Below are 11,370 nucleotides of genomic sequence, written 5' to 3' on the forward strand. Positions count from 1 at the left end.
GCTTCGCTTGATGTGCTTTGCTGTGACAACGGAGGCGCATTATAGGGAGATTCTGATTCCGTGCAAGGGCTTTTTTGGCTTTTTTTTAAATAATTTTATTCGCGCTGAAAAAGCGTTTAATTAAGCAGCAATACGGTGGTTATTTGCACTTAATCACACTATTTGCGAAGAGGTTGTGAATTTTTGTTAAAAAGTTGGAAACAGCTTCAAGCTTATCCTTAATTTAATTGGTAAATTACGCACGGATTATTATCCCTTAATCAGTCAGGGGTTATTAATCTGGATTAAGCACAACTATTGATCATTCTAAAAAACAATTTTTCTAAATTAGAGGTTTATTAAATCATGAAATCGTCCAACACATTAGGATTACCTGTGTTGTTTTCGTTTGCGCTCGCGGGCATAGGCTTTGTCATCGCGCATCTTACTCAAATGGATATCTCTCCGCTGATTTTTGCTGTGGGCATCGCCTTAGGCGGCATTGCTGTTGCACTATTACCAGCTAAAACTGCGACCGAAGACAGCTTTACTACAAAAACGCTGTACGTAGGCAACTTGCCTTACCGTGCGAATGAAGTCGCCGTACGCCAGTTATTTGCCGAACATGGCCGAGTGGTTTCGGTACGTTTAATGAAAGACAAGCAAACCGGCAAACGTCGTGGCTTTGGTTTTGTTGAAATGCCGGACACAGATGCAGCCGCTGCGATTAAAGCTCTCAATGAGAAAGAGTTTCAGCAGCGAACGTTGAAAGTTAGAGAAGCAAACGAACGCAGCAGTAATGACAAGCAAGCTGAGAGTAACGAGACAGCTTAAAGGAATCTTGCTAGTTCACTTCAAATAAACTGAGTGATTGAAACCCAAAATGTAACATGGCCGGTTTTAGTTGCTCAGTTTGCTTATCCCACCGCGTACAATACATTTTACCTAAGCCAACCTGACTCGACTTATCACACCATAAGCTAGCCACGCGTTTAGCGATGGCGACGCCTGAGTCAATCAGCTTCACTTTGGACCCAAACGCTTGCTGTAACTCTTCTTTTAATAGCGGAAAGTGGGTGCAACCTAAGATAACCACATCGGGTGCCGGATTGCCTGCCTTTAAGGGAGCAATAATGTCTTCTAAACGTTGTTGTGAAACTGGCTGCCCTTGCAGCTTTGCTTCTGCAATTTGCACTAATTCACTGCTGCCCAACATTTTCACTTCGATATGAGGAGCAAACTCAGTGACAAGGTTTGCTGTATAGGGCCGCTTAACCGTACCCGGTGTCGCCAATAGTCCAATGCAACCTGTTTGGGTTAACGCTGCCGCAGGTTTGATTGCAGGCACCACACCAACAATCGGCTGTGGGCATTGCTGGCGTAATTGCTCGAGCACTAGGGTGCTGGCAGAGTTACAAGCGATAACTATCATGTCGATAGGTTGCTGTTGGCAGATCTGCGTAATTAGCGCAGACACTCGACCAAGCAATACTTCCTCGGCTAGCTCGCCATACGGAAAAAACTGATTATCAAATAAATACGTCATGTGCGCATGGGGCAAGTGCTGTTGGATTTGCTGCACTACAGATAAGCCACCGACACCAGAGTCAAAGATTAATACGTTCAAAGCTGCTTTATTATAAGTAAACTGAAGGCAGAAATTGTCACTTGTTTTATGGTCATTAGGCAAGCAGTTCTGATTAATCCTGCTGCCGGGGTAGACAAAGTAGCCTGCAGCGTTAGAATTTGCCTCTTTGTTTCCAAGCTATGAGGTCATTATGTCTTGTTCATTTATTGCGCCAGAACAATACCAGCAACAACTTGATGCTAAGGCGCACAGCCTAGAGCAAGCATTTAGCCAATTTAATCCCCCTCAATTACAAGTGTTTGCCTCGCCAGACAAGCACTACCGTTGTCGTGCTGAGTTTCGGGTATGGCACCAAGGTGATGACCTTTATTACATTATGTTTGATAAGGAGACGAAGCAAAAAATCCGTGTTGATCAATTTGGCCCAGCCAGTGAACTGATCAATCAATTAATGCCGGTGCTGATCGATGCCATCAAACAAAACCCTGCCTTAAGGTTTAAGTTATTCCAAATAGACTTCTTGTCGACTTTAAGCGGTGAAGTGGTTGTGAGCTTGCTTTACCACAAAGCCCTTGATAACGACTGGCAACAACACGCCAAAGCACTTAAGCAACAACTTTCAGAGCAATTTAAGCTGGATATTATTGGTCGAGCTAAAAAGCAGAAAATCCTCATCGACAAAGACTTCGTGGTTGAGAAGCTTCAAGTGCACGAAAACACTCTGATATATAAGCAAGTTGAAAACAGCTTTACCCAGCCTAACGGCAAGGTCGCTGAGAAAATGCTGGAATGGGCACTTGATTGCACTGCCGACAGTCAGGGTGATTTACTCGAACTGTATTGTGGCAATGGTAACTTTTCTTTGGCGCTAGCCAAGAATTTCGAGCGTGTACTCGCCACTGAAATCGCCAAGCCTTCGGTAGATTCCGCGCAATATAATATAGCCGCGAATCAAATAGACAACGTCACCATTATCCGTATGTCTGCGGAAGAGTTTACGCAAGCAATCAATGGCGAAAGAGCATTTAGGCGCCTAGCCGGTATCGACTTAAGCAGCTACCAATGCAATACCATCTTCGTTGACCCACCGCGTGCGGGGCTCGATGATGAAACGGTGAAAATGGTGCAAGGTTACGACAACATCTTATACATCAGCTGTAACCCCGACACCTTGGCGGATAATTTGACTGTGTTATCGCAAACGCACAACATCAGTGAATTTGCCCTGTTCGACCAATTCCCATATACCCACCATATGGAAGCGGGTGTGTATTTACAGAAGAAATAGGCTGAACCCAGGCTATGCTAAGGTGAGCCTGGGTGCCCTTTGAGCCCTGCAGCCGGTTATGGCAGGCGCTTACTGTAAACCTCTTCGTCCAAATCTCTCACGTCTACCGAAATACTGCCTGGTATATCAATAAGCTCACTCAAGGTACGACACATCAATTGACTGAATTGATACTTTTCTTTATCCGTTCGCCCTTTCAATAAGAACACGGTGAGGTGCAAGAATTTAGCACTCTCATTCATATCGCCAATCCGGTAAAACGGGTAAGGCTTGGCACGGCTCTTAATTGCGCTAGGGGTAAACAAGCCCGTGTCACGCGCCGTATTATGAATAGCATTTAGCAATGCAGGAATGTCATGAGTAGAAGCAAGGTCTTCGGAAAAATCCAAAACTAAATGTGGCATTATCGCCTCCTTGTGCATTTTTTAAACATATCATTCTAATAATATGCAGCGAGGCAGAACATTCAAGAGATAAAAAGCTAAAAAATAGCTAAAACAAAGCTTTATTGGCGAAGATAAAAAAGTTTTATGCTAAATAATAACACTTCACAGTATTTACTTCTGCGATAGAGGTTTTTTTCCACAATAAATCTAGCCAAACGACCTACATAACAATAAGTAGCCAGAAATGATTTTCTATAGCAAATTTGATCTCAGTACAAGTTTGCGTTTTGAATCGGGTATGACCCCAGCACTTTAACGCGATAAGCCGCATTAATTTGCGCTATTGCTTGCGCAATATCTGGGTGGGTACAGTGCCCTTCTATATCGATAAAGAAGTGATACTTACCCAATTGAGATTTGGTTGGCCGTGACATGATAGAAGTCATGTTGATTTTACGGTTGGAAAAAGCCGTGATAATACTGCCTAATACGCCAGGCTTATCGTGGTCATCACGCACAACGAGGGTGGTTTTATAAGGCACGTTTTCGTCATACGGTTTGGGCGCACGCCCCAACACTAAAAAACGTGTTTGGTTGTGAGCATAGTCCGTGACATTATCAATCACTAAGCCTTGCTCCTGCCAATGGCTCAGCGCATGATGCGGGATCACCGCGCCGACATTTTTACGCCCCTGCAACTGGGCTAATGACTCCATATTGCTCTGCGTATTATGTACCGTTACGTCAGGCAAGCCCTCAATAAACTCTGAGCATTGGCCGTGAGCAACAAATTGCACATACAAATGCTCAAGCTCAGATAGATCTTGGCAAGAGCTGACAAATGCAAACTTGATAGGCAGCAACACTTCATCAAGTATGGCTAACTCGGTAGACATCAACGCGTCTAACACCACTTGAACATAGCCTTCAGACAAGTTTTCTATCGGCAACACGCCAAAATCAGCCGTGTTACCAATGGCATTAAAGGTAGTTTTCAAAGTCGGAAAGTAAACCAGCTCTGCGGACATGCTTCGCGCATCCATATACTTTCGCGTAGCCATGTCTGAAAACGTATCTTTGGGCCCTAAAGTGGCAATTACACTCATTGAATACCTAATTTATGCACTGCGTTATTACCCCCATGAAGTGGTTTTTACAGTGAAAAGTGGATGTGATATGTGTGCTAGACATTCAATGCTGGCAAGCCTGCCATTAAGCAGTGAAACGCCAAGTCCAGTCGAACGACACTTTAACCTGCTGGCCCATACGGTTAATTACCCAAGGCACCAACGGCAGTAACTTAACATGGCTGGCTTTTTTGTTCACCCCTTTGCCTGTGCGGAAGAAAGTGTACTCTTCGTTTGAAAGTAAGCTTTTAACAACAATACGACGCTGCTTGCCAGACTCAGGCTCAAGCACCACTAATAACTCATATTGATGCCCCATGCCACGCGCACTGTAAGCTAACAGCATGTCACCAGCTTTGAGAGGATTACGCTCGAAATACTTTTTAAGGTCGTCACCCTGATAACCAAATAAAGGATCTTTATTCATACTGCTCATTCCATTTAAAACATAACTACTGAATATTAGGAGCCGAATTTTAACCAAACACTAGGCAATAAAAAAGGCCTCATAAGAGACCTTCATAAAAACCATACCCAGATAAGGAGTTAGATCAAAGATCCATCACACCTTTGAGCTTTTTCAACGCATTGCTTTCAAGTTGACGAATGCGCTCTGCAGACACTTGATATTGCTGCGCCAGCTCTTGTAAGGTCGACTTGTCTTCGTCTAACCAACGCGAGCGCACTATGTGTTTGCTGCGATCGTCGAGTTGCGACATAGCCGCTGCCAATCGGTCTGAAGTATGAGATTCATAATTGGCTTGCTCAACATTCACAGCAAGATCTGAAGACTTGTCTTCAAGATACTGCATAGGTGCAAAATTCGAGCTATCGTCGTCATCGTCATGGCTAACATCAAACGCTTGGTCTTGGGCGCTCAAACGCGACTCCATTTCCAATACTTCTTTTTCAGCTACGCCGAGCGATTCCGCCACATCTTTCACTTCGGTTTGGTTAAACCAGCCCAAGCGCTTTTTAGACTTTCTAAGATTGAAGAACAATTTACGCTGGGCTTTGGTTGTTGCTACTTTAACAACGCGCCAGTTACGTAGAACGTATTCATGGATCTCAGCTTTGATCCAATGCACTGCAAAAGAAACCAAACGAACACCGACACCAGGATCAAAGCGTTTTACCGCTTTCATCAAACCTATGTTACCTTCCTGAATAAGATCCGCTTGAGGCAAGCCGTAACCGGCATAGCTTTTTGCAATATGTACCACAAAGCGTAGGTGCGACATGACCAGCTTACGTGCGGCTTGCAAGTCACCTTCATGAAATAACGCTTCAGCGTATTGTTTCTCTTGTTCAGCAGTTAACACAGCAAATTGATTAACTGATTGGATATAGCCTTCAATGCTTCCCTGAGGGACAAGGGCTGTACCAGTAAACTCTTTGCTCATTAAACACCTTATAGTCTTGTTCGATAATGAAGATACGCAACCTTTGAATAAAGGATCAAGAGTTACGGCTCCAAGATGTCAGAATATAGGGAAACATTAAGCAATATGCAAGTTTCCAAGGGTCGAGCCAATGCAGGCTTGACCTGAATCCCCACCAAAGTGTGATACGGTATCGCGGTAGCCAAGCGTAGTAAGAAGATCTTGAATGATCACCTGCTCGCTAGAAAACCAGATTAAAGATTCGGTTTGCCCTTGCACTCGCAAGGTTAACTCCGACAACAGTGATTTCGCCAAGCCTTGATGACGGTAGCCAGTACGAATGTACAAACAACGAACATCAACACGATTGCTTTCGGTGAAGCGGTAAGACACACACCCTACAGCGTGGCCATCTTGGCGGGCGATGAGTAATTGATAATCGCCATGAATAATATCGTCTAGCAAAGAAATACTCGTTGTACTTTCTGCATCTAATTCATTCAGTAACAGCTGTGAAACTGGTGAAAACAGCGATGCATTTTCATAATCAACAGACATATTTAAGCCTTTGGAAAATTAACTGCCGCTAGCTTACCCTAAGCAAAACAGTGATACAAGTCACACTGAATTCAAAATTTGTATAAAAATTTATCAATTAAATAAGTAGATACATATTTATAGGCGATGAATTAATATTAATAATTTAGCCTAGAAATAATGCTTAATAACTGTGCTAGTATGCGATTGAGCAGTATTTAATATTTTCTCTGAGTAATTATTATGAAGGTGAGCTTCCCACTTTTGTGGCACAAATGGCAACAGGGTGAGCAATGGCTATTGCACCACATCCCGGTGCCACTAAGCCACATTCGCATGATCAGTGTGATCTTATTATTGACCCTGTTGATCGCCTTCACGTTACCGTTTGGCAGCAAACAAGCCGGCGTTGAAACCGTAAACATTGAGCCAGCCCCAGCGACCTCACCCCCCTCTCAGAACGAGGCAGAGAAAGATCAGCCTCAAGCCGCAGCTACCGAGACACTCAAACCTTTTAGCGACGGTCAATGGCAAGCATATATTGTCAAATCTGGCGATACACTGACGCGTATTCTGCAACATATGCAAGTCAGTAATAATGATATGGCGAAGTTGTTAGCGGAGCCGAAAAATAAAGCGGTGTTATCTAAGATCCACCCAGGACAAGTATTATCGTTTTATCAAACACAAGCCGGGGAGTTATTGGAAGTTCGCTTGAGCCAAGCTGATGACTCAAGCAGTGATATCTTTAGTAAAACGGTAGCAGGCGATTTTATTCACCGGGCGCATTAAGGCTCAATTAAGCGAATATGGCGCTTCACTGATACGTAAGAAGCCAGCAAACCAAGCACCGCCGAGAGTAAAATCATAAATACGAACTCACTTAATGAGAGGCCAAGTAAACGAAAGTCGCTTTGATATAAGCCAGCCACTTGTTTCACCGTTGACTCCATCCATAACACCATAGAACTTGTCAGTAGCCAGCCAATCATGCCGCCAATAATACCGTACCAAAGGCCAGTATAAAGAAATGGCCGCTGAATAAAGGCGTCCGTGGCCCCTACCAGCTTCATTACTTCAATTTCATCGCGACGGTTCAAAATATTCAAGCGAATGGTATTGCCTACAATCAGCAAAACGGAAGATAACAGCAAAAAAGCGACCGCGACGACAGAGTCTACAACCAAGGTGATAATGCCGTGCAGACGTTCTAGCCACTCAATATCTAGCTTGCCTTGCTCAACTTCTTTTTCTCTCTGTAACTTGACTAACAACAGCTTGGCCGCCGCCGGACTAGAGTGTTGTTCTGTGGGGGTAACCTGAACCGTGGCTGGCAGCGGATTACTTTCCAAAAAGTCGAGCGCATTGCCAAAGCCGGACATTTCTTTAAATTCTCTTAACGCTTGTGACTGCGAAATGTAAGTTACGGTTTCCACTTCCGGATAAAGGCTAATACGCTTGATTAAGTTCTGCGTGGTTTTGTCGTTAAGCCCCTGATGTAAATAAAGGTTTACCTCTGCGGCGTTGTCCCAGCTGGCGGTGACTCGTTCCGCATTTTTCAGCAACAAATGGAAGCTAGCCGGTAAGGCTAAACTCACACCTAATACCGCCATGGTCATCAAAGAAGCCATTGGCGTACGCCATAACTCCCCCAAGGTACCTACAGCGTGCTGAAAATGATTGACCCAAAACATCACAAAGCGTTTGTGAATAGGTACCTTAGTAATACGAGGAGAGCCTTTCATTTTAAACATGCTCACCTCCCATTAAGCCATCACTGAGCATTTTGCCATTTCTTAACGTCAACGTGCGGTAACGCATTTTGGCGATCAGCCCCAAATCGTGGGTCGCGATAAGTACCGAAACACCAACGCTATTAAAGGCTTCAAACAGCTTTAAAATTTCGGTCGACAATTTCGGGTCTAGATTACCTGTCGGCTCATCCGCCAGTAATAATGGCGGCTTATTCACCACCGCACGCGCAATACCAACCCGTTGCTGTTCACCCCCGGATAAGTGCACTGGAACACAAAACTCTTTGCCGTGTAATCCCACTTTATCGAGCGCTGCCATAACACGGCGTTCAACTTCGGCACGACTGTAGCCTTCTATGACCAAAGGTAAAGCGACATTCTCAAACACCGTTTTGTCCATTAATAGCTTATGGTCTTGAAAGATCATGCCGATATGACGTCTTAAATAGGGCACATGACGGCGTGAAACACGACTGATGTCGTTGCCATTGAGGATTACTCGGCCATCAGAAGGGCGCTCTAACAAACTGATTAACTTGAGCAAGGTGCTCTTACCGGCGCCAGAGTGGCCAGTGAGAAAGGCCATTTCCCCCTGCTTAAGGTGAAAATCGACCTTCTGCAGCGCCTGATGGCTGCCAGAATACACTTTACTTACCTGCTCAAATTTAATCATGCTGGAAAGATCCCTATGGTCAGCAACTATTCTTGTTCTTCTCGGCTAAACAATGCGTCTATAAACTCGTCAGCGTTAAACTGACGCAGGTCATCAATGCCCTCGCCCACGCCAATGTACCTAATCGGAATACCAAACTTATCAGCCACCGAGAAGATAATGCCACCCTTAGCGGTGCCGTCTAACTTAGTTAACGTAATACCGGTTAAGCCAACTGCATCATTGAAGAGTTGAGCTTGGCTAATTGCGTTTTGTCCGGTGCCAGCATCTATGGTTAACATGATCTCATGAGGCGCAGTTTGGTCTTTTTTCTTCATCACTCGAACCACTTTTTTCAGTTCGTCCATCAAGTGATTTTTGTTTTGAAGACGCCCTGCAGTATCTGCAATCAGCACGTCAACGTCTCGAGATTTGGCCGCTTCTAACGCATCAAACAACACACTGGCACTGTCTGCGCCAGTATGTTGAGCAATCACTGGGATCTCATTACGCTCACCCCATACCTCTAACTGCTCAACCGCTGCTGCACGGAAAGTATCGCCCGCAGCTAACATCACAGACTTGCCTTCAGATTGATACTGTTTGGCCAACTTGCCGATAGTCGTGGTTTTACCGACACCATTTACGCCTACCATCAAAATAACGTAAGGTTTCTTTTCGGCATCAATCACAAGGGGCTGATTCACCTTTTGTAACATGTCAGACATGTCTTGCTTAAGTAAGTCGTATAATGCCTCTGCATCTTTAAGCTGCTTACGACTCGCATGAGAAGTTAAGTTATCAATAATCTTAGTCGTTGTTTCTACACCTAAATCAGCTACCAACAACTGCTCTTCGAGTTCTTCAAAAAGATCATCATCGATTTTCTTGCCACTGAACAGGCCAAAGAAGCCACTGCCAATATTGGCTTTCGTTCTGCTTAGGCTTTGTTTTAAACGAGAGAAAAAGCCGGCTTTTTTTGGCTTATCTTTTTTAGCTGCTTGCTCTGCGCGTTGTACTGCTTCTGCTTCTTCCGCCAGGCGAGCTTCTTCTGCCGCTTGCGCCTCGGCTGCTAAACGGGCTTCTTCTGCCGCTTCTGCCTCGGCTGCTAAACGGGCTTCTTCTGCCGCTTTCGCCTCGGCTGCTAAACGGGCTTCTTCTGCCGCTTTCGCCTCGGCTGCTAAACGGGCTTCTTCTGCCGCTTCTGCCTCGGCTGCTAAACGGGCTTCTTCTGCCGCTTTCGCTTCGGCTGCTAAACGGGCTTCTTCTGCCGCTTTCGCCTCGGCTGCTAAACGGGCTTCTTCTGCCGCTTTCGCCTCGGCTGCTACACGAGCTTCTTCTGCCGCTTTCGCCTCGGCGGCTAAACGAGCTTCTTCTGCCGCTTTCGCCTCGGCGGCTAAACGAGCTTCTTCTGCCGCTTTCGCCTCGGCTGCTAAGCGAGCTTCTTCTGCCACTTTGGCCTCGGCGGCTAAACGAGCTTCTTCTGCCGCTTTCGCCTCGGCTGCTAAGCGAACTTCTTCTGCCGCTTTCGCCTCGGCTGCTAAGCGAGCTTCTTCTGCCGCTTTCGCCTCGGCTGCTAAACGCGCATCTTCCTCAGCTTGCAGGTTTTCATTACCCTGAGCAGCATCGACTTGATTGGATCCTTCGGTATCTTGTTGTTCAGCTAGTTGTTGTGACTCAACCGACTCTGTCACCTCTGGCTCTTGTTCCTGCTTTTTACCAAATCCTAACCAGGAAAATAAACCTTTCTTTTTAGCCATTTCTGTTAAACCTTACTCACAAAAGCAATGCCTGATAAAATACCAGCATTATAATTGATGATATTTTACCACCTAATTGCCGGACTAAAAATTACTATGGGCACAAATCAAAGGCTTAGATCTAAACAAAAACAAAATAATAGCCAAAAAGACGGTCAGATTAGGATTATCTCTGGCCAGTGGCGAGGAAGAAAGCTGCCCGTCAAAGACGTACTTGGCCTTCGTCCCACAACGGATAGAGTAAAAGAAACCGTTTTTAATTGGCTGAATATGTATTTAAGAGATGCAAACTGTCTAGATTGCTTTGCTGGTAGTGGAAGCTTAGGCTTGGAAGCGCTATCTCGCTATGCCTCTTATGTCACTTTGATTGAAAAAGATAAGGTAGCAGCAAAGCAATTAGAGGTAAATTTAGCCACACTAAAAAGCTCGCAAGCAAAAGTGTACCAGCAGGATTGCTTGCAATTCTTAGATAAAGTAGGCGATCAAGGAATTGATATTGCGTTCGTAGACCCACCTTTTCGACAAAATTTATTAGCAGACTGCTGCAATAAACTTGAACAAAATCAATGGCTAAAAGAAGATGCTTTAATTTATGTAGAAAAAGAAACTGAGTTAACAACGGCGCAGTTACCCACTAACTGGGAATTGTTAAAAGAAAAAACAGCAGGTCAGGTTACTTATCAGCTGTTTGCACGCCAACTGACTTAGCCTCTGCTTCTGTTGATATATTACAAATAAACCAAGCCTAGACTTGGTTTTATTATGCACTTTTCTTCAGGCATAAAAAAAGGCCATCCGTCAGGATGGCCTTTTCTCTAATTCAAAGCTTGGCGGTGACCTACTCTCACATGGGGAAACCCCACACTACCATCGGCGCTACTGCGTTTCACTTCTGAGTTCGGCATGGGATCAGGTGG

Annotated in this window: 13 protein-coding genes and 1 rRNA gene; 4 read left to right on the top strand and 10 right to left on the bottom strand. The window is 44.8% G+C overall.

Annotated features, from left to right (window positions below; all coding sequences use genetic code 11):
• Positions 1–345: 345 nt before the first annotated feature.
• Positions 346–813, top strand: a complete 468-nt coding sequence (locus D1Z90_RS19675; protein ID WP_119912501.1) for an RNA recognition motif domain-containing protein — start codon at positions 346–348, stop codon at positions 811–813.
• A gap of 10 nt (positions 814–823) precedes the next feature.
• Here D1Z90_RS19675 and murI read toward each other — a convergent pair whose 3' ends face one another.
• Entirely contained in the window at positions 824–1,606 is a 783-nt protein-coding gene (gene murI / locus D1Z90_RS19680; protein WP_119912511.1) for a glutamate racemase, read from the bottom strand.
• A gap of 151 nt (positions 1,607–1,757) precedes the next feature.
• On the opposite strand from murI, the gene trmA reads away from it, so the two are divergent.
• The gene (gene trmA, locus D1Z90_RS19685; protein WP_119912502.1) at positions 1,758–2,855 is read left to right on the top strand and encodes a tRNA (uridine(54)-C5)-methyltransferase TrmA; all 1,098 of its coding nucleotides are present in this window, start codon (positions 1,758–1,760) and stop codon (positions 2,853–2,855) included.
• 56 nt (positions 2,856–2,911) lie between these two features.
• On the opposite strand, the gene D1Z90_RS19690 is transcribed toward trmA, so the two are convergent.
• The 5 genes from D1Z90_RS19690 to D1Z90_RS19710 form a co-directional block, all read right to left on the bottom strand.
• Positions 2,912–3,259 (bottom strand): 5-carboxymethyl-2-hydroxymuconate Delta-isomerase, encoded by a 348-nt coding sequence (locus tag D1Z90_RS19690; protein ID WP_119912503.1) that lies wholly within the window; start codon positions 3,257–3,259, stop codon positions 2,912–2,914.
• 251 nt (positions 3,260–3,510) lie between these two features.
• Positions 3,511–4,347 (bottom strand): prephenate dehydratase, encoded by an 837-nt coding sequence (locus D1Z90_RS19695; protein ID WP_119912504.1) that lies wholly within the window; start codon positions 4,345–4,347, stop codon positions 3,511–3,513.
• 106 nt (positions 4,348–4,453) lie between these two features.
• Positions 4,454–4,795, bottom strand: coding sequence for a hypothetical protein (locus D1Z90_RS19700; RefSeq protein WP_119912505.1), 342 nt, complete (start codon positions 4,793–4,795; stop codon positions 4,454–4,456).
• Positions 4,796–4,919: 124 nt separating this feature from the next.
• Complete coding sequence (gene rpoH, locus D1Z90_RS19705) at positions 4,920–5,771, bottom strand: RNA polymerase sigma factor RpoH (protein ID WP_119912506.1); 852 nt, start codon at positions 5,769–5,771, stop codon at positions 4,920–4,922.
• Between the two features lie 96 nt (positions 5,772–5,867).
• The gene (locus D1Z90_RS19710; RefSeq protein WP_119912507.1) at positions 5,868–6,308 is read right to left on the bottom strand and encodes a GNAT family N-acetyltransferase; all 441 of its coding nucleotides are present in this window, start codon (positions 6,306–6,308) and stop codon (positions 5,868–5,870) included.
• Positions 6,309–6,530: 222 nt separating this feature from the next.
• On the opposite strand from D1Z90_RS19710, the gene D1Z90_RS19715 reads away from it, so the two are divergent.
• The gene (locus D1Z90_RS19715) at positions 6,531–7,079 is read left to right on the top strand and encodes a LysM-like peptidoglycan-binding domain-containing protein (RefSeq protein ID WP_119912508.1); all 549 of its coding nucleotides are present in this window, start codon (positions 6,531–6,533) and stop codon (positions 7,077–7,079) included.
• On the opposite strand, the gene ftsX is transcribed toward D1Z90_RS19715, so the two are convergent.
• From ftsX to ftsY, 3 genes are read right to left on the bottom strand one after another with little or no spacing between them, the layout of a single operon-like run.
• A complete protein-coding gene (gene ftsX / locus D1Z90_RS19720; protein WP_119912512.1) occupies positions 7,076–8,032 on the bottom strand; it encodes a permease-like cell division protein FtsX in 957 nt (318 codons plus the stop codon). The two genes, D1Z90_RS19715 and ftsX, sit on opposite strands and share 4 nt — an antisense overlap.
• Position 8,033: 1 nt before the next feature.
• Entirely contained in the window at positions 8,034–8,714 is a 681-nt protein-coding gene (gene ftsE / locus D1Z90_RS19725) for a cell division ATP-binding protein FtsE (protein ID WP_119912509.1), read from the bottom strand.
• 26 nt (positions 8,715–8,740) lie between these two features.
• Complete coding sequence (gene ftsY, locus D1Z90_RS19730) at positions 8,741–10,453, bottom strand: signal recognition particle-docking protein FtsY (protein ID WP_119912510.1); 1,713 nt, start codon at positions 10,451–10,453, stop codon at positions 8,741–8,743.
• A 57-nt stretch (positions 10,454–10,510) separates the two neighbouring features.
• On the opposite strand from ftsY, the gene rsmD reads away from it, so the two are divergent.
• Positions 10,511–11,161, top strand: coding sequence for a 16S rRNA (guanine(966)-N(2))-methyltransferase RsmD (gene rsmD / locus D1Z90_RS19735; protein ID WP_438941749.1), 651 nt, complete (start codon positions 10,511–10,513; stop codon positions 11,159–11,161).
• 117 nt (positions 11,162–11,278) lie between these two features.
• Here the strand turns inward: rsmD and rrf are convergent.
• Positions 11,279–11,370, bottom strand: a 5S ribosomal RNA gene (gene rrf / locus D1Z90_RS19740); the annotation flags it as partial.

The organism is Motilimonas pumila (genome assembly GCF_003596335.1).
GTDB classification, from domain to species: Bacteria; Pseudomonadota; Gammaproteobacteria; order Enterobacterales; family CBDFNC01; genus Motilimonas; species Motilimonas pumila.

Coding starts and splice junctions, on each gene's coding strand:
- ftsE (WP_119912509.1), bottom strand. CDS start 8,714: ATGATTAAATTTGAGCAGGTAAGTAAAGTGTATTCTGGCAGCCATCAG.
- D1Z90_RS19675 (WP_119912501.1), top strand. CDS start 346: ATGAAATCGTCCAACACATTAGGATTACCTGTGTTGTTTTCGTTTGCG.
- D1Z90_RS19695 (WP_119912504.1), bottom strand. CDS start 4,347: ATGAGTGTAATTGCCACTTTAGGGCCCAAAGATACGTTTTCAGACATG.
- rpoH (WP_119912506.1), bottom strand. CDS start 5,771: ATGAGCAAAGAGTTTACTGGTACAGCCCTTGTCCCTCAGGGAAGCATT.
- D1Z90_RS19715 (WP_119912508.1), top strand. CDS start 6,531: ATGAAGGTGAGCTTCCCACTTTTGTGGCACAAATGGCAACAGGGTGAG.
- rsmD (WP_438941749.1), top strand. CDS start 10,511: ATGATATTTTACCACCTAATTGCCGGACTAAAAATTACTATGGGCACA.
- D1Z90_RS19710 (WP_119912507.1), bottom strand. CDS start 6,308: ATGTCTGTTGATTATGAAAATGCATCGCTGTTTTCACCAGTTTCACAG.
- trmA (WP_119912502.1), top strand. CDS start 1,758: ATGTCTTGTTCATTTATTGCGCCAGAACAATACCAGCAACAACTTGAT.
- D1Z90_RS19700 (WP_119912505.1), bottom strand. CDS start 4,795: ATGAATAAAGATCCTTTATTTGGTTATCAGGGTGACGACCTTAAAAAG.
- ftsX (WP_119912512.1), bottom strand. CDS start 8,032: ATGAAAGGCTCTCCTCGTATTACTAAGGTACCTATTCACAAACGCTTT.
- D1Z90_RS19690 (WP_119912503.1), bottom strand. CDS start 3,259: ATGCCACATTTAGTTTTGGATTTTTCCGAAGACCTTGCTTCTACTCAT.
- ftsY (WP_119912510.1), bottom strand. CDS start 10,453: ATGGCTAAAAAGAAAGGTTTATTTTCCTGGTTAGGATTTGGTAAAAAG.